This window comes from Bacillus sp. ABP14 (assembly GCF_001831375.1).
GTDB lineage: Bacteria > Bacillota > Bacilli > Bacillales > Bacillaceae_G > Bacillus_A > Bacillus_A paranthracis.
Window position 1 is genome coordinate 5,055,096 of the sequence record NZ_CP017016.1, and the last position, 21,633, is coordinate 5,076,728.

The 21,633-nt window shown below is 33.5% G+C and carries 18 protein-coding genes and 2 pseudogenes; 11 read left to right on the plus strand and 9 right to left on the minus strand.

From position 1 onward, the window contains the following. Window positions 1–116 precede the first annotated feature (116 nt). The 7 genes from BGI23_RS26385 to BGI23_RS26415 form a co-directional block, all read right to left on the minus strand. Window positions 117–320 carry a YbdD/YjiX family protein gene (locus tag BGI23_RS26385; protein WP_000919824.1) on the minus strand — a complete coding sequence of 68 codons (204 nt, stop codon included), beginning with the start codon at window positions 318–320 and terminating at the stop codon, window positions 117–119. Continuing rightward, entirely contained in the window at window positions 313–2,388 is a 2,076-nt protein-coding gene (gene cstA / locus BGI23_RS26390) for a carbon starvation protein CstA (RefSeq protein WP_070807253.1), read from the minus strand. Before cstA ends, BGI23_RS26385 begins: the two co-directional genes overlap by 8 nt. Window positions 2,389–2,509: 121 nt before the next feature. Further along, complete coding sequence (locus BGI23_RS26395) at window positions 2,510–3,226, minus strand: LytR/AlgR family response regulator transcription factor (protein WP_000698252.1); 717 nt, start codon at window positions 3,224–3,226, stop codon at window positions 2,510–2,512. 265 nt (window positions 3,227–3,491) lie between these two features. Beyond that, window positions 3,492–4,691 (minus strand): MFS transporter, encoded by a 1,200-nt coding sequence (locus BGI23_RS26400; RefSeq protein WP_000521096.1) that lies wholly within the window; start codon window positions 4,689–4,691, stop codon window positions 3,492–3,494. Between the two features lie 292 nt (window positions 4,692–4,983). Beyond that, window positions 4,984–5,724 (minus strand): WecB/TagA/CpsF family glycosyltransferase, encoded by a 741-nt coding sequence (locus tag BGI23_RS26405; RefSeq protein WP_000290759.1) that lies wholly within the window; start codon window positions 5,722–5,724, stop codon window positions 4,984–4,986. Window positions 5,725–5,745: 21 nt separating this feature from the next. After that, the gene (locus tag BGI23_RS26410) at window positions 5,746–6,855 is read right to left on the minus strand and encodes a glycosyltransferase family 4 protein (protein ID WP_001221233.1); all 1,110 of its coding nucleotides are present in this window, start codon (window positions 6,853–6,855) and stop codon (window positions 5,746–5,748) included. Between the two features lie 95 nt (window positions 6,856–6,950). Then, window positions 6,951–8,423 (minus strand): O-antigen ligase family protein, encoded by a 1,473-nt coding sequence (locus tag BGI23_RS26415; RefSeq protein WP_070807254.1) that lies wholly within the window; start codon window positions 8,421–8,423, stop codon window positions 6,951–6,953. 494 nt (window positions 8,424–8,917) lie between these two features. Here BGI23_RS26415 and BGI23_RS26420 point away from each other — a divergent pair, with 494 nt between their 5' ends. The 3 genes and pseudogenes from BGI23_RS26420 (at window position 8,918) to BGI23_RS29015 (ending at window position 10,982) form a co-directional block, all read left to right on the plus strand. Next, window positions 8,918–9,550: a trimeric intracellular cation channel family protein gene (locus tag BGI23_RS26420; protein ID WP_000924376.1), complete on the plus strand. Its 633-nt coding sequence runs from the start codon at window positions 8,918–8,920 to the stop codon at window positions 9,548–9,550. 250 nt (window positions 9,551–9,800) lie between these two features. Further along, window positions 9,801–10,178: pseudogene (locus BGI23_RS29010) on the plus strand (protoglobin family protein); the annotation flags it as partial. Then, complete coding sequence (locus BGI23_RS29015; RefSeq protein ID WP_369805093.1) at window positions 10,176–10,982, plus strand: methyl-accepting chemotaxis protein; 807 nt, start codon at window positions 10,176–10,178, stop codon at window positions 10,980–10,982. The pseudogene BGI23_RS29010 and the gene BGI23_RS29015, both read left to right, overlap by 3 nt. Window positions 10,983–11,068: 86 nt before the next feature. On the opposite strand, the gene BGI23_RS26430 is transcribed toward BGI23_RS29015, so the two are convergent. After that, window positions 11,069–12,382 carry an ArnT family glycosyltransferase gene (locus BGI23_RS26430; protein WP_070807255.1) on the minus strand — a complete coding sequence of 438 codons (1,314 nt, stop codon included), beginning with the start codon at window positions 12,380–12,382 and terminating at the stop codon, window positions 11,069–11,071. Between the two features lie 298 nt (window positions 12,383–12,680). Between BGI23_RS26430 and BGI23_RS26435 the strand changes: the two genes are divergently transcribed. The 5 genes from BGI23_RS26435 to BGI23_RS26455 all read left to right on the plus strand — a co-directional run bounded on the left by BGI23_RS26435 (window position 12,681) and on the right by BGI23_RS26455 (window position 17,323). Beyond that, window positions 12,681–13,193 carry an acyl-CoA thioesterase gene (locus tag BGI23_RS26435; protein WP_000412121.1) on the plus strand — a complete coding sequence of 171 codons (513 nt, stop codon included), beginning with the start codon at window positions 12,681–12,683 and terminating at the stop codon, window positions 13,191–13,193. A 212-nt stretch (window positions 13,194–13,405) separates the two neighbouring features. Then, window positions 13,406–14,134 carry a glycosyltransferase family 2 protein gene (locus tag BGI23_RS26440; RefSeq protein WP_000151537.1) on the plus strand — a complete coding sequence of 243 codons (729 nt, stop codon included), beginning with the start codon at window positions 13,406–13,408 and terminating at the stop codon, window positions 14,132–14,134. A gap of 6 nt (window positions 14,135–14,140) precedes the next feature. Next, window positions 14,141–14,491 carry a DUF2304 domain-containing protein gene (locus tag BGI23_RS26445; RefSeq protein WP_001121772.1) on the plus strand — a complete coding sequence of 117 codons (351 nt, stop codon included), beginning with the start codon at window positions 14,141–14,143 and terminating at the stop codon, window positions 14,489–14,491. Between the two features lie 343 nt (window positions 14,492–14,834). Further along, window positions 14,835–15,815, plus strand: coding sequence for a glycosyltransferase family 2 protein (locus BGI23_RS26450; RefSeq protein ID WP_044791880.1), 981 nt, complete (start codon window positions 14,835–14,837; stop codon window positions 15,813–15,815). Between the two features lie 95 nt (window positions 15,816–15,910). Then, window positions 15,911–17,323 carry an oligosaccharide flippase family protein gene (locus BGI23_RS26455; RefSeq protein ID WP_016719048.1) on the plus strand — a complete coding sequence of 471 codons (1,413 nt, stop codon included), beginning with the start codon at window positions 15,911–15,913 and terminating at the stop codon, window positions 17,321–17,323. Here BGI23_RS26455 and BGI23_RS29020 read toward each other — a convergent pair. After that, window positions 17,312–17,844, minus strand: a pseudogene (locus BGI23_RS29020) (Rossmann-fold NAD(P)-binding domain-containing protein); the annotation flags it as partial. The gene BGI23_RS26455 and the pseudogene BGI23_RS29020 sit on opposite strands and share 12 nt — an antisense overlap. A gap of 97 nt (window positions 17,845–17,941) precedes the next feature. Between BGI23_RS29020 and BGI23_RS26465 the strand changes: the two are divergent. The 3 genes from BGI23_RS26465 to BGI23_RS26475 all read left to right on the plus strand — a co-directional run bounded on the left by BGI23_RS26465 (window position 17,942) and on the right by BGI23_RS26475 (window position 21,623). After that, window positions 17,942–19,495 (plus strand): ABC-F family ATP-binding cassette domain-containing protein, encoded by a 1,554-nt coding sequence (locus tag BGI23_RS26465; RefSeq protein WP_014481802.1) that lies wholly within the window; start codon window positions 17,942–17,944, stop codon window positions 19,493–19,495. A 92-nt stretch (window positions 19,496–19,587) separates the two neighbouring features. Then, window positions 19,588–21,039 carry an ArnT family glycosyltransferase gene (locus tag BGI23_RS26470; RefSeq protein WP_070807256.1) on the plus strand — a complete coding sequence of 484 codons (1,452 nt, stop codon included), beginning with the start codon at window positions 19,588–19,590 and terminating at the stop codon, window positions 21,037–21,039. 200 nt (window positions 21,040–21,239) lie between these two features. Further along, the gene (locus BGI23_RS26475) at window positions 21,240–21,623 is read left to right on the plus strand and encodes a GtrA family protein (protein WP_000413286.1); all 384 of its coding nucleotides are present in this window, start codon (window positions 21,240–21,242) and stop codon (window positions 21,621–21,623) included. Window positions 21,624–21,633 lie beyond the last annotated feature (10 nt).

The window sequence follows — 21,633 nt, forward strand, 5'->3', positions numbered from 1 at the left end:
CTTTCCTTATTTTATTGTATACGAAATACCTATAATTCCCAAAGCTTTTTATTTATTTTTTGCTGTTCCACGTGAAACAGCAAAAAAATAAAAAGGACGAAAATTCGTCCTTTTCACTAACAACAGCGCGAGATTTTTCCGCCCTTTGCATTAAATCTTGCTTCTTGCGCTTCTGCAAAAAATTGTTTTTGACATACAACTTCTTCTTCTGGATGATGCTTTTTCATATGCTCTACATATGTTTCATAGCTTGGTACCCCAACAAGTAAGCTAATAAAGTGTTTCCTTTGTCCCCATACTTGCCGTAGTCTTTTAAGCATAGTTCCTCGACTCACTTTCATCTTTAGGGATATATGGTGCCTCTTTTAGCGGCATCGGCTTATTTCTTAATACTTGAATCCAAATTCGAATTGCAGAAATTAATACAGCGATTACAACGATCATAAAAATTCCGCAAAGTGCTGCATCGATATAATCGTTGAAGATGATTTGCTTCATTTGAGCGACATTTTTAGCTGGTGCTAACACTTTCCCTTCATCTAATGCTCCCTGAAACACCTTTGCATGAGATAGAAATCCTATTTTAGGGTTTTCATGAAATAGCTTTTGATAACCCGCCGTCATTGTTACAATAAGCAATCCGACAGTTGGAATAAGCGTCACCCAAACATATGCCTTTTTCCCCATTTTGAACAAAATTGTCGTTCCAAGTAATAATGCAATACCTGCTAACATTTGGTTTGCAATGCCGAAAAGTGGCCATAATGTATTAATCCCACCAAGCGGATCAACTACCCCTTGATATAAGAAATAACCCCATCCTAACACACATAACGTTGTAGCTATTACATTCGCTAATGTAGAATCCGTTTTCCCAAATGGCTTATATACATGCCCTAAAATATCTTGAATCATAAATCGGCCGACACGCGTTCCAGCATCAATTGTTGTTAAAATGAATAGTGCTTCAAAGAGAATCGCAAAATGATACCAAAATGCCATCATGGCCGTTCCACCTATTACTTGTGAGAAAATATATGCCATACCTATCGCTAACGTTGGCGCACCACCTGTACGTGATAAAATCGTTTGCTCTCCAACGTTTACAGCGAGATCTTTTAGTTCATTTGGTGTAATAGCAAATCCCCATGAGGAAATAACTTGAGCTGCCTGCGAGACATCTGTACCGATAAGTGCTGCAGGACTATTAATTGCAAAGTACGTTCCCGGTGTTAATACACAAGCTGCAATCATCGCCATGGCTGCTACAAACGACTCCATTAACATTGCCCCATAACCGATTGGCTGTGCGTGTCCCTCTTGCTCAATCATCTTCGGCGTCGTACCTGATGAAACAAGAGCATGGAATCCAGACACTGCACCACAAGCAATAGTAATAAATAAGAACGGGAATAAGTTTCCAGAGAACACAGGACCAGTTCCATCAATAAATTTTGAAACTGCTGGCATTTGTAAATCTGGTGCTACAATTAAAATACCGATTGCTAATCCTACAATTGTTCCGACTTTTAAAAATGTACTTAAATAATCACGTGGTGCTAAAAGCATCCAAACTGGTAATGCCGATGCGATAAATCCATATACAATAAGCATTATAGCAATTGTTTCTCCGCTAAACGTGAACATGCTTGCAAGCGCTGGATTTTCCGCTACATACTGCCCTCCAATAAGAGACAGTATAAGTAGGATAATTCCAATTACTGACCCTTCACCAACCCGTCCAGGCCTAATGTAGCGCATATATACTCCCATTAAAATAGCAATAGGAATCGTTGCTGCTATCGTAAACATTCCCCAAGGGCTTCCGACAAGCGCCTTTACTACTACTAATGCTAATACTGCTAATAAAATAATCATAATGCCTAAAATACCAATCATTGCAATAAGTCCTGTAACAGGACCAATCTCATCTTTAATCATTTCACCGAGAGATTTACCATTACGTCTCATCGAAGCAAATAAAATGACAAAATCTTGCACAGCTCCAGCGACAACTACCCCTACAATAATCCATATTGTCCCTGGCAAATATCCCATTTGTGCCGCCAAAATCGGTCCTACTAAAGGACCAGCCCCAGCGATTGCTGCAAAATGATGCCCAAATAATACCCATTTATTTGTCGGAACATAATCTTTTCCATCATTTAATGTATGAGCTGGCGTTTGTCGATTATTATCTAAACCGAATACCTTTCTCGCTATAAATCTACTATAAAAGCGATAAGCAACTGCATACACACATACCGCAGCAACTAAGATCCATACAGCATTAATAGTTTCACCTTGTGATAAAGCTATTACACCAAAAGCCCCGGCTCCTACTGCTGCAATAACTCCCCAAAGTAAAATCGACTTCAATGTTCTCACATACAATCCCCCCAATACTATTTCTTAGTGGGATTGTACTAAATTTTCTGAATATTTAACTTGAATCCTCCCTATCATGAAGGATTTTTAGTTTATCATGTTAAAAAATTCGCATTATCTGCTATAATTCAATTTTATTTCGAAGTCGTTTCACATAATTACGACTTACTGGAATCGGTTGCTCATCATATTTATCTAAATACAGATTATATGTGCCATTATAGTAAGGCTTTAACTCTTGTACATATGACATATTAATTAAATAACTTTTATGCACACGTAAAAAATCATATGCATTTAGCTTATTTTCTAGCTCCTGGAGTGTATATGTTGAAATATACTGATTATTTGTTGTATAAATTGAAACTGTTTTGTTTTCCTTATTTTTGCTTACATATACAATATCTTCAGGGAAAATATACCGAATCCCCTCTTGACCTTCTATCGGTAGTTTACGCAAATAGCTCTTTGCTTTCTCACCTTGCTCTTTAGCCATTCTATATAAAAGGAATTGCAAATCTTCCTCGCGAAATGGGCGTAGTAAATAATAAACCGCTTGAAAACGAAATGCTGTAATGGACTCTTCTATATCTTCACCCATAAAAATAAATTTCGTATAACAATTTACTTCCCGTAATAAACTCGCATATTCAAAACCCGTTCCATCTAGTAATTTTGAATTTAAAAAAACAAAATCTGGTGTATGCTTCTTCATCATAAATAATGATTCTGTTCCTGTATTTGCTTCAAAACATTCTACATTCCTTATATTTTCAGTAAATTTTTCAACTAAACTTCTTCGCTCTTCTGCATCTTCCATGATCAGTAAAATTTTCATTTCTTCAACCACCTAATTCTTTTGTCCGTATGTCCTGTTGTATACATTCGCTTTTATAAGGAACATTCCCTTTTTCTTACTATACCATTATTTATCTAAAAAAACAGAAAAAAGGGAACCATCATGGTTCCCCCTGCCCTTTTTTCCGTTATTTGTAGGCAGTAAAACCCACTGAATGAGAAAACATGGGCTCTTAGTTTTACTACTCTAAAACATAATTGGTACGGACCAATAATTGAGATCACTTACCGATTAAAGTTTTACCTTATACTAATTCTCGTTGTTTCGTTTCTTGCCCAAGTATAATTACAGCAAATACGCCTATTAAAATTGATCCACAGAAAATCGTAAATATTAGTGATAGTGAAGCCTGTAAAGCAACTAAATATCCTACTAATAGCGGTCCAAGAATACCACCAATACGACCGAATGCTGCCGCCATCCCTGCACCTGTACCACGAATAACTGTTGGGTATTGTTCAGGTGTATAAGCATATAATGCACCCCAAGCACCTAAATTAAAGAATGATAGTAACATGCCTGCTACGATTAATACCGTTAATGACTCTGCCACTCCAAATAAGTAAGCACTGCAAGCTGTACCAATTAAATACGTAACTAAAACAAACTTACGACCAAGACGTTCAATAAACCAAGCAGCTGTGAAATAACCTGGTAATTGAGCTAACGTCATAATAAGTACGTATTGGAAACTTTTTATTAAACTAAATCCTTTTAATACCATTACACTAGGTAACCAAAGGAACATGCCATAATAGGAGAAGACAACAGAAAACCATAAAATCCATAACATAATTGTTGCCTTACGATATTCCCCAGACCAAACTGACTTTATATTTTCGATAACGGATGGCCTTTTTTCAACCTTTTGGAATCTTGGAGAATCCGGTAAATTCCATCTTAAATATAAAGCATATAGCGCCGGAACCGCACTCAATATCATCGCAACTTCCCAACCATATTTCGGTATAACAAAATACGAGATAAGAGCTGCGATTAGCCATCCACCTGCCCAAAAACTTTCTAATAGCACAACTATTTTGCCACGTTCATGTGCTTCAACACTCTCCGATACTAATGTAGAAGCAACTGGAAGTTCTCCACCAAGCCCCATACCAATTAAAAATCGTAAAACAAGGAACATAGCAAGTGTCGTCGTTAAAGCCGTTAAACCACTACCGATAGAAAATAATAATAATGTAATAATAAAGACTGATTTCCGCCCTATTTTATCTGATAGTATTCCAAAAACGAGCGCCCCGACCGCCATACCAATTGAATTAATGCTGCCTATCCAGCCCATTTCTTGGGTACTTAATCCCCAATCTTTTTGCAGCGCTACCATTACAAATGAAAGCATTCCAACATCCATTGCATCAAATAACCATCCAAGCCCCGCTATACCAAGTAGCTTTCGCTTCGAAATTTCTTTCACCTTGCCCACAAGAAGTCCTCCTTACACAGCTGTCTTTACACATCATTTTACATGTGTGAATTGTATAAGTAAAATACTTTCGTGTAAAAAATTCTCCTTCATCATTCCCAAAAAGTAAAATACTTATCCGACTATTTGAGGGCAGTAAGACCCCTCACCTCAAAATTCAGCTGAAGCAAAAAGAGATAGATAAAAAAACATGGCCATTAAACACCCGATTAGTGAGTGTCCGCAATCGGTAGTAGATGAATAAAAACGCACTTTATTAAAAATGGACAAATAAAAAAGTAGCGATAGAACGCTACTTTTTTGAACGCATGACTTCTTTTAAAAATTCCGCTAATACTAACTGACGACGCCAACGCGTTGGATTGCTACACAATCTATAAAACCACTCTAAATGGATCGCTTGAATCCATTTTGGTGCACGTTTTACCTCTCCAGCCCATACATCTAAACTTCCGCCTACTCCAACGGCCATTTTCGTTTCTAAACGATGCTTATTCGTTTGGATAAAGTTCTCTTGTCTCGGGAAACCAAGTGCAACAAGCAATAAGTCTGGTTTTGCCTTTTGAATACGAGAAACAATATTCTCTTCTTCTTCTTGTTTAAAATATCCATCTTGTATACCCACAATAGATACAGCTGAATACGTCTTCGTTAAATGATCTGCTGCAGCTTGTACAACATGCGGTTTTGCACCTAATAAGAAAACTGATACTGGTTTATTGTCTTCTGATAACGCCGCAAGTAAATTACACATTAAATCAAAACCTGCTACACGTTCCTTTACAGGTGTACCTAACATACCACTTGCTTTTACGACTCCAATACCATCAGGTGTAATTAAATCTGCATTTAATAATGTTTGATGGAATGCTTCATCCTTTTTTGCACACATAACAATTTCAGGATTTGCTGTTACTACCTGAAAAGTATGTGTTCGCTCCACTTCTAGTTGTTCTTTTAAATATTGGACCGTTTCATCCATTGTCATTGTAGAAAAAGGAACGCCTAGAATATCAACTGTTTGTACTGCCATAGTTAACTATCCTCTCTATCATTACAAGTTTTTCGCTATTAATTGCTTATATGTTTCCTTTGTATCTTCATATAGTTTTTGAAGTGAGAAGTTCATAATAGCATGCTCATAAATATGTTTCCCCATTGCTGCTAATTCTCCAGTTTTCCACTTATCATACGCTTCTTCTAAAGCTAATGCTAATGCCCTTCCATCATCTGTTGGCACAATCCATCCATACGTTTCATCTACAATTAATGGTTCAATCTCTCCAGCCCTAGTCACAATTGATGGTACGCGTTGATTTGCCGCTTCTAATAAAACTAGTGGGAACCCTTCACTATGGGAGGTTAATAAATTCACATGTGACGACGCAAATAATTGTTTTACATCTTGACGATGCCCTAAAAACTCAACTTTATTATTAATCCCTTTTTCAGTAGCCAATGACTTTAGATTTTCTTCTAACGGGCCATCGCCAACTAACAATACTTTAATTTTCTCTAATTTTGTTCGTTGTAACGCATCAAATAGAACTTCATGTCCTTTCACAGGATGCAATCGTGCTACTTGGATTGCCGTAAATACATCTTCATCAATATTGAACATTTCTTTTTTATTATAGCCTTCTGCTTTTTCCTTATCGTATTCAATTCCATTATAAATAACATGCATCTTTTCATTAGAAATACCTAAAGCAGCTAAACTTTTCTTTAATCTATTTGTTACAACAAAAAATAAATCTATATTTTTTAAGGCTTTCAAATTCAATTTCGTAAAAATCCAACCTTTTAAGCCTTGTTTAGTAAAGTCTTCAAATGGATCACTATGAATAGTCGTTACCCATTTTGCCGTTATTCTCTTTTTCATTAAAGAAACATAGAAATTAGCCCTAGGACCATGCGTATGAACTATATCAAATTTTTCATTATTAATGAATTCGCTTATATTCTTTAAAATAGATAAATCATAGCGGGATTTTTGTGAAAACACATGGACTTTTATCCCTAACTCTCTTGCTTCTTTCGCAACAATTCCATCTTCAAATACCGCTAATTCTACTTCACCAGTTGGAAACTGATCGAGAAGTGAAATAATATGTGTTTTCCCTCCCCCATCTTCTGCTCCTGCATTCATATGCAATATCCTCATATTTTTTCCTCCTTTAAATCCTCGCCACATTTCCATCTATCTTTATTTTACTGTACTAAAAAATAAAAGCTAACAAAAGTTAGCTTTTATTTTAATCATTCAATTTCTAAGTCTACAATTAGATAAGCTAACACCACTACAAAGTAGATCCCAACTCCTGGTGCTGTTAAAATATGTCCTGCAATATAAGCAATACCTAATGCTAACAATAAGCTTGCTGCAATCATTCCATATTTTATATTAAATATCTCTTTAAACCTTGTAATAAATACTAGTAGGATTCTTAAGCCGTAATAAACAAATGGAATCATTAGTAATGCAAAACCAATAATCCCAAAGTCATAAAACCAATCATGGAAGTCCATTTCAATTAGCTTTGGATCTGGCTGCTTTTGTTCATTATATTTAAAATTACCTGCATAACCCATTCCTAATAACTTTTGTGACGTTGGCGCTTCTTTAAAGAACTGCTTATGTCTTTCTTCATATACTTGACGTCCGCTGAAAATAAGATTTTCTTGATTTTCTTTCTTTTGCTCTTTCTCAAGCTCTTTCTTAACTTCCTCTTCTATCTTTGCCTTTTCTTCTGGCTTTTCAACTTTATGATGTTTTTCTTCTTTTGCTTTAAGTTCTTGCTCTTTTTTCAGCTTCTCTTTAATTTCTTTTTCTTTTTGACCTTGCTGTGCCACATTTTGCTCTGATAAATAGTTATTGTGAATGCCCATATTTTGTGCTAATGGCGTTTGTTTAAACGTTCCAACTACACCAGCTAATAGGACAATAGCAATTACTGCATTAAGCGCAAGGGATTTTTTGTTCGGATTTTTTCTATCAAATAATAATTGTAGTACAATGATCCCGATTGCTGCCGCTAACGTAGCACCAATTGAGCCCATTCCTACTTTCGTACCGACCTGAATTAATGAGTAAATCATTAAAAGCGATGGAATCCAATATAAAACGTGTTTCCAGCTCTTTGTTTTTTGAATAGAATATAGTACCACAATAGGGAAAATAATAGCTAAGATTGAACCTAGTTCATTCCCTGCATAGAACCAACCTCGAGAACCTACCTTCATCCATTCATAACTACCAAAGTCAGTAGATGTTGAAATAGAAATAACCATAATTGCGTTAATGATTAATGTAGAATATACAATACTATTTCGAACCTTATCACTAATATTAACTTTCTTTTTCAATGATTTTAAAGCTAAAATGTATGACCCCAGCATGATATATATATATAATGCTTTCGCAACGAATTTAACTTCTTCACCAAGTACAATAGGATCCTTAACTAGTTTGTTATTAATAAATCCTACCCCTAAAACTCCGGCTAATAATATAAGATAAATTAAAAACTTTCTATTTCCCTTCTCTTTTGCCTGAATTAAAATATAAATGCCACCAACAGCCATAATAAGGAATCTTACTAAAATTCCAACGGTAGCACTTGACTTTAATAAAGTGATGCTAAGAGACGTTAATAAATCTAAAACAGGCTGTAAAATAATAAAAAAGAGCAAAAAACGCTCAAATCTAACCCTAGCTTGATTTGCTAACATTCCAAGACCTCCATACAAAATCTTAACATTATCTTTTAATCATAATTTTTTATCATTCAAACACACCTAGCAATTATAACATAACTCATATTCAAATCGAGAACTATTTTTCCAGCTAAAACTAGCCAGGACAAGTATTAATCAGTAATAGAAATTACTGTTCTTTCGCTATACTCCTTATTTTTACAAAAGCTATCTAACAACCATCCCCTTATTTTTGTCAGTATATACATATTTTTTTATCATTTTATACAGATGCAAACAACATACCTACCATTGTAACATTTTACCAACTAGGTAACACCAAAAAAATGTAAAATTAATCTTTTCATATCTTTTTCAAATTACTTTATAGCTATTTTCCAAACATTTTCAAACGCTTTCTTTATGAATTTTATCCGTTTTTCTACATGTAGCGAAAAGTAATTGTTATTTCCAATACTTTAGTGTATATTTTTTCTCTGGAACATCTTTAAGAGGAAGGGATTAAGGCCATGTTATTAATCGATATATTTACGTTTCTTGGCATTATCGCCGCTGCCATTTCTGGTACATTAGTTGGTTTAAAAAAAGATTTAGATTTATTCGGTGTCCTTTGTTTAGCTGTAGCTACTGCGCTCGGCGGCGGTATTATTCGTGATATTATGATCGGTAACCTGCCTCCCGTCGCATTTGTTAAACCCATTTACTTTTTCGTAAGCGTATTATCAGCATTATTTACTTGTATGTTTTTTGAGCGTATCAATAAACTTCAAGTTGTTATTATGCTTTCTGACGCTGTTGGCTTAGGCGTTTTTACAGCTATTGGTGCAAATGCGGCAATGTCACATCATGTTGACGCCTCATTTTTAGTTGTTTCAATGGGAGTCATTACAGGTATTGGAGGCGGTATTTTGCGTGACATTTGCGCTCAAGATATCCCCTACGTCTTCCGAAAAGAAATTTACGCCATCGCTTCTATTTTAGGGGCAATTAGTTTCCTAATCACATATGCAATGGGGGCACACGTATTGGCTTTCTATGTTTGTTTATTAGTAACATTCATTATTCGTGTTGTCACTGTCATATATAATGTACATTTCCCAGTTTTCTTTAAAACACATGCTAAAATTAATAAAGGTCATTAAGAGAATTCTATATGGAATTCTCTTAATTTATATACTATTCTACACACTAACATAGAGTAATTGCATATAAAAATATATAATTATATTAGAACCAAAAAATGAAAACGCTTTACAAACAGGGGGAAGAACGATGCTTGGGGTTTTTAAAAAACATAACAATAAAACAAACGTAAGTATACTTGAATTAAGTAAGAATCAACAAATCACTTTTAACGTTCCTACTAATTCTGAACTGAAAATTCAAATGGATATGCTACATATTTCAAAAGAAGATTTACAAATCGTAAAGGTACTACAGCCTTTTATTTATGAAGAAATTGATTGGATTACTGAAAAATTCTATTCCAATATTACAAAACAGCCTAATTTAATTACGATTATCGAACGTTATAGCTCTATTCCAAAACTAAAGCAAACTTTAAAAACACATATAAAAGAATTATTTAGTGGAGATATGCATGAAGACTTTATTGAACAACGTGTTAGAATTGCAAAAAGACATGTACAAATTGGGTTACATAGAAAATGGTATACTGCCGCTTATCAAGAATTATTCCGCTCTATCATGAAGATTTTAAAAACGAAAATTACAACAATTGACGATTTTTCTTATTCTATAAACGTAATAAACAAATTACTTACTCTTGAACAAGAACTCGTTATTGCGTCTTATGAATCTGAATATGAAAGAATGCAAAAAGAACTTGAAAAAGAAAAAGAAATAACAGCTATGACCATTACACACATTGCAACAGAACTAGCATCTGTATCTGAAAAAACAAGCGCTTCTATTCAGCAGTTAACCGCTAAATCTGAAACGATTGTAGAAATTGCTAAAACAGGTACGTCATTAGCTACAACATCAGAAGAAAAAGCAAATAAAGGTAAAGAACAATTAAATGAGCAAAATAAACGAATGGAATACATTCAAACGAACATGGAAACGATTATTACAGATACACATGAACTTCTAGATATTTCCAACAAAATTAACGAAATTATAGATATTGTAAAATCAATTGCCGAGCAAACAAATTTACTTGCACTAAACGCTGCAATTGAATCTGCGCGTGCTGGGGAATTTGGCAAAGGCTTTTCTGTTGTAGCTGGAGAAATTAGAAAGTTATCAGAGCAAACGAAAGAATCTATATTTAACGTTACAAAGCTCGTTGAAAAAACAAATGAACAGATTGTTCGTGTCTCTTCTTCCGTGAAACAAATTAGCTCTCTCGTATCTGAAGGAACTGATAGTATGTCTGCAACGGATCAATACTTCCAAGAAATCGTAAAAGACATGTCTAACTCAAAAGAACAGAATAAAAAAATTGAAAATGAGTTAGAAACCATTTCACAAGTAATGAAAGGAATTCAAGATGATTCCTCAAAAATGGCTCTAACAGCTGATAGTTTACAACTAGAACTGAACCGATAGAGCGATTATGTCAGTAGAGATTCTTTATCTCTACTAGCTCTTAGTATTCATCTTCCATCAAAAAAAGAATCCAAATTGGATTCTTTTTATTTTCTAAAGAATATTTTTTGACAATACACATAACTCATATAAACACCAAAGCTTTGCAAAATAAACAATGCTGGCACAATAAGATTGTAATAGGTCATATCTACTTGGAAAAGTCTTAACAATACGTATCCGCTAATTAACAATAAGAACAACATATATCCCTCATTTTGTTGTTTCTTAATAAGAAAGTGTAATAGAGCTATAGTCATAAACAATGTTACCGCTATATATATCAGTTTTTCACATTTGAAAAGAGTAGAATTTATCCCCTCATCTGAAAACTGATTTATCACCGGTTCTAAAAGTTTAAATCTTTCTCCCTCAATCTCTTTTAACTTCTGATCAATATGCTCTGTTACACTTTGATTTTTCGATACTTTTTCCTCACGTTGCGCTTTTCCAATTAAGACAGATTGAACATACGTCTCATTCGAAATCGTATATTGGGACAGTCCCATTGTCTGAATTCCATAATTCACACTAAAATGAGCACTATAAAATAGAATAAGTATCCCTATCATCTTTAGTAACACTTTTTGTTTCGTTGCTGATTGAAACACTTCAATTAATAATACATATATCGTGATAAAAATAGGAAGAAATAGTCCCATTGGGAAAATCATATTACTACATGCAAATAAAACCGCTGAAAACACCCACATATAAGGATGATCTAATCCTTTATATAAAAGTATGTAGCAAGCAAAATAAAATAAAAATATTGCAAGTGACTCAGGAGTTAATACGGAACTCATGAATATATTTGGAATATACAGAGCATAAAATGTGGAAGCAATACGACCGCATTCTTCTCCCAAAACCATTGCCGCAATACGATAAATAAAAAATGCAGTTCCTGCGCAAAATAACACATTAAATAGTTGTAAAGCGAATAATGAATCACCAAATATACGAATAATTACCGACTCATATATAAGAAAAGGCAAATGAGTTACAGTCCCTATATTATTACCAATTGCAATCTCCTTTGCAGACTCATACATCACTTTCATATCACCAATTATTGGAGCATCTACAAATAACAGCATACTAAGTCTCACAACTATAGATATACTTATAAGAAAAATAAGAAATTGTTTGTCTGTAAAACGATATTGTAGAATTGATGCCACTAACAAAATGAGTATGACGAAAATTGCCAATATGATTGTTACACTTGTTGTACTTCCTCCAAAAAATTGCTTACTTGTCTCAAATGCTGTCCAACAACTATAAACAAAAAATGCAAGCATCGCACCAATCGTAATTTTATTGAAGAAAGATGAAAAATTTGTTTGTATATGATTCATATGTCCATTGCACCTCTATTTCCATTCATAACAAAACGATTCTATCATGAATGGGTACACGGCTGATAGGGAATTTCTATGACAAATACATAGTCATTACTTTTTGCTTGCAATGTAAGCGAATCCTCTTTTACACTACATTTTAGATAAAATAAATTTTCTTTCAGTTACATGAATACAAATACAAAAGTTTAAATAATCCTCTTTTGGAATACGCTTTACTTTATTAAATATCTAATATGAGTAATCCACTTACACATATTATTCTGATTGAAAACAGACTATAGGGGCTGAATATATGGAAAAGAAATTCATGCGAGAATCAAAAGCAATTAAAACAACACGTGTTTTTCCTAACGATTTAAATAATCACCAAACACTTTTTGGAGGGAAATTATTAGCAGAAATTGATAGTATTGCTTCAATTGCGGCTGCAAGACATAGTCGTAAACATTGCGTAACAGCATCTATTGATTCAGTTGATTTTTTAACTCCAATTCACCAAGCTGATTCTGTTTGTTATGAAGCATTTGTATGTTATACAGGGAAATCTTCAATGGAAGTTTTCGTAAAAGTAATCGCAGAAAATTTATTAGCAGGCGAGCGTAGAATTGCCGCCACTTGCTTCATTACATTTGTGGCAATAAAAGATGGAAAACCTTCGTCCGTACCACAAGTACTTCCTGAAACTGAAGAAGAACATTGGTTACACACAACCGGTTCAGAACGCGCGGAAAATAGAAAAAAAGGACGTTTAAAAAGTAAAGAAATGGCTGAGGTTTTAACTTTAAATAAACCTTGGAATATTTAATACGATACTCTTCCATATACATGCATAGGTTCTTTCTTCCTTGCATGTATTTTTTATGCAAAATATTCCCTCTTATCCTTTTATTCTCAATCTGTCCTCTTAAATCATGCACCAGCTTTTCCTTTATTTTGTTATACTGTTAATGGTATATTAAAGAAAGTTCGTTTAAAAATAACCATAATATGATTAAGTATATAAGGGATGGTGCGGTAATGACTATTGAAGTACCAATTTCAATACCAAAAACGTTAATTATTATTCCAGCGTATAACGAGGAAGAGGCAATTGCAGATACATTAACAAGATTATTAAAACTAAAACAGCATTTTACTGGATTAAGCATTTGCGTTATTAATGATGGATCACACGATAAAACAGCTCAAATCGTAAAAGAATTTCCTGTTCACCTTGTGAATTTACCGTATAATCTAGGTATTGGCTCAGCTGTACAAACTGGATATAAATACGCATATGAGAATGGATATGATATTGCGATTCAGTTCGATGCTGATGGACAACATAACCCAGATGATTTATATAAAATTATAAAGCCTATCGCTGAAGATGAATGCGATATGGTACTAGGGTCACGTTTTACAGAAAAAACAGCATATAAAGGTAGTATTTCCAGAAGAATCGGTATTTTTTATTTTACTGCCCTATTGAAAGTACTAACAAAACAAACATTTATGGATCCAACTTCTGGATATCGTGCTATCAATCGAGAAGTAATTAAAATTTTTGCACACAATTATCCAAAAGATTATCCAGAACCAGAAGTTCTTATTCATTTAAAAAAGAAAAAACTTCGCATTAATGAAATATCTGTAAATATGCAAGAGCGACAAGGTGGACAATCTTCTATCACACCTTTTAAATCTGCATATTACATGATTAAGGTAAGTCTTGCTATATTGATGCAAAAAATCGTGAAAGGTTGATAATAAATGCCTATAATTACCTTTTCATTCATCTTTATTTTATTATTATTATTATTAATTATTAATTCTATTCGTCGCGGAACTTTAGAAACGAAATATGCTGTTTTGTGGATTTTTGTTTGTATTGCAATGGCTATTTTAAGTTCTACCGATAAAATTATAAACTGGATTGGAAAACTATTAAAAGTAGAATATCCCCCTTCCATTTTATTTTTATTTGGATTATTATTCTGTTTCATCTTAATTTTTGATCTAACAAGAAAAATTTCTAAACAACATCATCAACTTGTAACATTAACGCAAGATTATGCGTTACTAAAGCAAAAATTACATGCAACTGAGCCAGACAAAGATTAACCTAATAGTTCAAAACCAATATAAAAAACCTCTTAATTTATTTCAAAAATTAAGAGGTTTTTTATTCTCAATAATAATTTATTCCCCTTCACAATCGTTACGATAAATATATCCTACTTACTAACTAAGTAAAAATAGTATAAATAAGAATTTATATGCAATAAACATATTAAAGCCGTTTGAAATACGAGAATTAACCATAAGCCACCACCTTTTTAATAGAAAGTTGATTTACAAAGTTTATATGCGTTAAAATTATACAGATGTTCTTGTAATCTTCTTCCTTTCAAAAGGCTTGTATATATGGTGCAAGACATAAAAAACTTGAGGAGATAAAAATTCTATGATGGAACAAAAACAACTTGTTTCTGTTGTCATACCTCTGTATAACACGGAAAAATATATTGAAGAAACGATGCAGTCAATATTAGATCAAACATATAAAAATATCGAAATTGTAATTGTAGATGATGGGAGTAAAGATCAGTCACCTTCTATCGTAAAAAATCTTGCTGAAAAATACCCAGGGCAAGTAAAATACGTTCATCAAAAAAACCAAGGCGTTTCAGTAGCCCGTAATACAGGTATGGAAAATGCTAGCGGAGAATATGTCGCTTTCCTTGATAGCGATGACTTATGGCATCCAACTAAAATTGAGAAGCAAGTCGAAAGTATGCATAAAAACGAAATGGACGCGTGCTATTGTGGTTATATGAATTTCTACGAAGAAACAGGCGAGAAGGTTGAACATACAACAAACTTTATTAAAGGTGATATGACAAAAGCATTCCTAACACATCAAGTTGTTGCTCAAACAAGTACTTGGATTTTCAAAAGATCTATCGTAATAGATCATAACATTCGTTTTACACCAGGATGTAGTTGGGGCGAAGACTTGGAGTTTTTATTTAAACTTATGAGTGTGACAAATGTATGTTATGTCGATGAATACTTAACATATTACAGAATCTTATCAGAAGGAAATCTTTCTTCTAAATATAAAGATTATGAATTAAAAACGGCAAAAGAGCTGGAAGTATTCAATCGTATGAAAGACTGGATACATAGTAAATCTCAAGATTTCATTACAAAAGATCCTCAGTCACTTATTGAGATTCTTGAGACTTATTTATTTCCTTATACAGTCATCAATAACTCTTGTATATATATTAAAGAAAACTCTCAATTAGATAAATCACAAGTTCAATTAATCAAAAAAGATATAAAGAAATATTGCCGTAAAATCTATTCAAAGAATGGAAAGCGTAGTAAAAAACTATATGCAATGCTTTGGTTTGTACGAATTAAATTTCTGTTTTCTTAAACTGAAAATATAACGATACTCTCTTTCTGTGAACAAATCAAAATTACAAATAGGACAAGCTAACCGGGTCCTAAAGAATAGAAAGGTCTTTTCTCATGAAAACAAATAAAATTCTAAAAAATGCATCCTACCTCTTTGTAGGAAACATTACTGTTCGTTTTGTACTGGCTATTGCAACAATTCTCTTTGCAAGATATGTTTCACCAGATGAGTACGGGATGTTTACAGTTGCATTAGCAGTTTCCGCTGTCATTTGCTATTTTACGGATGCAGGTTTGACACATACGTTTATGCGTGAAGGAACAAGAAGCAACGCTAACATTAGCGTATTAATAAGCAGTTATTTACGAATTCGTTTAGTATTAGCTATCGTAATTTCTGTGCTCTTCGCCATTTTCGCTCAGTTCTTCTACACTGATGCTTACTTACGTGCCATGGTATATTGGGTCGTACTACCAACCATGTTTGGAGCTACTTTACAAGGGGTCGGGATGGCCTATTTCCAAGTAACAGAGCGTATGCAATTCACGGCGATTATTTCTGTACTACAAGGTGTGACGGCCGCAGCCGCTCTTCTGCTAGGGATGTCATTTAAATGGTCACTTATGATGGTTGCTGCTATGTATGGAATATCTAGCCTTGTAACAGGAGTCATTGCCTTTATAATGACAATCCGCTATACAACAATTCATAAGGGTTGGAATAAAGGCATTTTAGATCAATTACTTATTTTCACAGTCAATGGCGTTATCATTATGCTTTTACCGCAGTTAGGTCCTATTATCTTAGAAAAAGTTTCAACGAAAGCACAAGTTGGATTCTTTGGGGCCGCCTATAAAATACCTGCTGTACTTTACCAAATACCTGGTGTAATTGCAGCAGCCTTTTATCCAAAATTGTTTGCTTTTGGAAACGAAAATAATATTGATGAACATAGAAAGCTATCTCAATTCGAATTAAAGCTTATGTCTTTCTTAGGGATGGGAATTTCTATCCCGTTTATTGCCGATCCAAGTTTTTGGATTGTAACTCTATTAGGTGAAAAATATGCACCAGCTGGTGATGCCCTTGCAATTTTAGCCTTTATGGTCATTTTACAATCTATCAACTATCCGCTTGCTGATAATTTAACAACAGCTGGTCAACAATGGAAACGTGCAACAACTATGGCAATTGGATTGGCTGTCGCTATCATAAGTTACATCATATTAGGTAGCCAATTTGGAATGATGGGAGCTGCTGTAGCTGCTATCCTTACTGAGATTACATTATTAATCGGATTTTCATTATTCGTTCGTAAAGGATTTTCATTGCTATTCAAAGGAATAATATTCAATACACTAGCATTTATAATTAGTTATGCAATATACCGCACAGTATTAATTAGCTTACCACCACTAGTAGCTTTAGTACTTACTGGTATATTGTATGGCATTATTGGCCTTGCAATTGATCCACAAATACGCGGATTAATTTTAGGATTTGTAAATAAAAAGCTAGGTAGATAAACAATAACAAGGCAAGCTTCTAGATTGTAAATAGAAGCTTGTTTTTTTACTTATATACAATTCCCCTTCATAATAAAAGGTTCTAGGTACAACCCCAATATATTTCTCGTACTTCTCTCCACTTAATACAACTGGCTTTTCCGTCAAATATAGTATTTCCACAAATTCTTTCATCTACTTATCAAACAGACCAATGAACTGGATCATTCTTTTTTTACAGTTATTATTCGTTTGGTATATCCCGTTAATTCTCGTATGTGTTAAATCAATTCCTCACCTGTAATGGCACCATAACCTGATATGTTCCAATTTTGTCCATAGGCCTCGTCATGTGAAGCTAATTCAACTATTGCTTTTGCACCATCTGGTGTAAAAATATATTCACGGGCGATCTTTTTATCTCCAATAAAGCTAGACATTTTATTTGCAAGTATTCCTTTTAATGTATGATGGACAAGTGTGTTTTCTGCATTTGGACCATAAAAGTTTGGGAAATGAGCAATAAACATTCGTACATTAGCTTATTTTGAAAATATATACATTTTGAAATGATGGCATTATATGAAAGAATTTAGTATCATGATTCAAGGTACTATTTCAAGTTGGACGGAGGATACTATGAGCTTATTAACAGTTGAAAAATTAGGACATACATTTGGCGATCGTACATTATTTAAAGATGTATCTATGCGATTACTAGCAGGTGAACACGTTGGATTAGTTGGTGCAAACGGTGTTGGTAAATCAACATTTATGAATATCATTACTGGTCAACTTATTCATGACCAAGGTCGTGTAGAATGGACACCGGGCACACATTACGGCTACTTAGATCAGCATACTGTTTTAACGCCTGGACGTACAATTCGTGACGTACTAGCGGATGCATTTTTACCGTTATTCGAAAAGGAAAAAGCTTTAAATGAAGTTACAGAAAAAATGGGAACTGCTACACCAGAAGAGCTAGAAGAACTTCTTGAGCAAATGGCAGAAATACAAGATGCACTTGAAGCAGGTGGTTTCTATTTACTAGATATGAAAATTGAAGAGGCTGCACGTGGTCTTGGAATTGATGCAATTGGTTTAGATCGTGATGTTTCAGCACTAAGCGGTGGACAACGTACAAAAGTATTGCTTGCAAAGCTATTACTTGAACAACCAGAAGTGTTATTACTTGATGAGCCTACTAACTATTTAGACGTTGAACATATTCATTGGTTAACAAATTATTTAAAAGAATACCCACATGCATTCTTATTAATTTCTCATGATACGGAATTTATGAACAAATGTGTTGATGTTATTTTCCATCTGGAATTCACAAAAATGACACGCTATACAGCGACATATGAAAAATTCCTAGAACTAGCAGAAATCAATAAAAATCAACATATAAACGCTTATGAAAAGCAGCGCGAGTTTATCAAAAAGCAAGAAGATTTCATTGCAAAGAACAAAGCCCGTTATTCAACAACAGGTCGTGCAAAGAGTCGTCAAAAACAACTTGATCGCATGGAACTTATTGATCGCCCGGAAACAGCAATTAAACCTGAATTCTCATTTAAAGAAAGTCGTGCAAGTAGTCGCTTCGTCTTTGAAGGTGAAAATGTAGAAATTGGATATACACATCCGCTACTACCAAAGCTATCAATGACAATTGAACGCGGTGAAAAAATTGCTATCGTTGGATGTAATGGTGTTGGTAAATCAACGTTACTAAAAACAATTTTAGGTAAAATTAAACCTTTAAGTGGTAAAACAAGTCTTGGTGACTTCTTAGAGCCAGCATACTTTGAGCAAGAAGTTAAAGCTGATAATATAACACCAATTGATGATGTATGGAATACATTCCCTGGCCTAGACCAGCATCAAATTCGTGCGATGTTAGCAAAATGCGGATTAAAAAATGAACATATTTCTCGCCCATTAAGTCAATTAAGTGGTGGAGAACAAGCAAAGGTTCGTTTATGTAAGCTAATGGGTGAAGAAAGTAACTGGCTACTATTTGATGAGCCGACAAACCATCTTGATGTTACAGCAAAAGCGGAACTTAAGAAGGCTATGAAAGCATACAAAGGAACAATTCTTCTTGTATGTCACGAACCGGACTTTTATGAAGATTGGATTACAAAGGTTTGGAACATAGAAGAATGGGCACAACAAAACTCTTAATTATCTAACCTGCCCTTTATACTGTAACTTAACGTACAAAGGGCAGTTAAGTTGAATCAGTAATATATTTTGATAAGGAGTTTTCAAATATAATGGAAAGTACATTCTCTCTCAAACTTAATACGTTTTTTGTGAAAATTTTATTAGTACTATGTCTAATCATTTCTGGTGCTATCACATGGCATTCGGTAGCAGTGATTAAAGAACATGATGAGACTAGCCTCTTAGTTTTAATACCAGTCCTTATTCTAATAGGTCTTGTATTTTTATTTTTTGGCTACATTTCTAATAAATATATGTCAAAATTGACATTTTCTATCTCACTAATCATTTTGGCTTTTTCTATTCGATTAATTTGGATGCTCAATATTCAAACTCCTGTAGAAACAGACTTTTCAATGATGTACCATAGCGCTATACAAGCTGCTAAAGGAGACTTTAGTTTCGCACAAAATACTTATTATACTTCATGGGTTTACCAACTTGGCTTTACAATGTACCAAGCCTTTATTATTAAGTTATTTGGTGAAGGGACGTTTCTCTTAAAATTTTTAAATATAATCTATTGTACAGGAACAACATTACTAATTTATAAAATAACTTCTTATATATTTAATGAATGGTCTGGACGAATAGCTGGATTACTATATGCATTTTATATCCCAAGTATTGTATTGAGTTCTGTACTAACAAATCAACACCTTGCTGTATTTTTATTTTATCTAGGCTTCTATTTATTAATTACAAAAGGCCTAAGCAATAAATATACGTGGATTTTTATAGGGGCTATCCTAGCTTTAGGAGACATCATGCGTCCACTTGGTGCTATAATCTTAATTGCAATAACTATATATGTCTTTTTGCAAGGTATATTAGGAAAATCAAGAAAAGAGATTTTTACTTCTGTAAAAAAACTTAGTGGCATTTTGATTGTATTTTTCCTTTTACATCAAATTGTAAGTTACTCATTTATATATTCCGGAATTACACAATACCCTCTCTCTAATCGTGATCCACTTTGGAAATTCACGTTAGGATTTAATCATGAAACAAAAGGTAGCTATTCTGGTGCAGATGCGGAATATATTATGTCCCTTAAACTTGGCGAAGAACGAACTGCGGCCCAAAAAAAGCTAATTCAAGAGCGACTATCTGATCCACAGAAAGTTTTATCTTTATTTGGGGATAAATTTGTACTCATGTGGGCAGATTATGACTCCGCACCATTATGGAGCCTAGTAACATTGGAAAAGACAGATAAGGATATGGTGTCATTAAAAGAGGATCTTACAAAATATGAAAAGTATATGTATACTGCAGCTATGATATTTGGCACATTATCACTCCTTTATCTCATCCTAACTAAACAAAATAAAACACATTACACTCTATTTTTATTACTAATAATTGGTTACGTAGCTATTCATTTCTTAATCGAATACCAAACAAGGTACCGATACTTCATTATCCCTAGCTTTACAATAATTCAAGGCTACGGAATATATATTTTTTATAGTCTAATATCGAAAAAGAAATTGTCATAAAAAGAAAATAAGAAACTACCTTTCAAAATATTTATAATTGCCCTCAATTTTACTTATAATTTACATTTTGAGGGCAATTTTTTATGATTAATTTCATTTGAGACTTGAAAATATGGTATAATTTTTATTTGTTGTATATGAATAACACTTCTATATTTTTTGTTTTACTTATATATTATTATAAACATGAGGATATTATTATGGAAAAACTCTTAAAGTTTGGCTTAGTAGGGATCTTTAATACACTCATTACAATTATTAGCTTTTGGATATTATTAAAATTCGGTATGAACTACCTTATTGCGAATACCATTGCCTATTCAATTGGTGTCGCCAATAGCTACTATTGGAATAAAAATTGGGTATTTAAACCTAATAATAAAGGCTCGTCAATGTTCTTTAAATTTCTAACTGTAAATTTAATTGTATATGCTTTTAATACATTATGTTTATTTATATTAGTAAATAAACTTACCTTTAATGCATTAATTGCACAGATCTTCGCAATTGGTTTCGGAATGGTTATAAATTTTGTCCTTAATAAAATTTGGACATTCAACCAAACTAAAAAGGTGACTAATTAAATTTGAACAA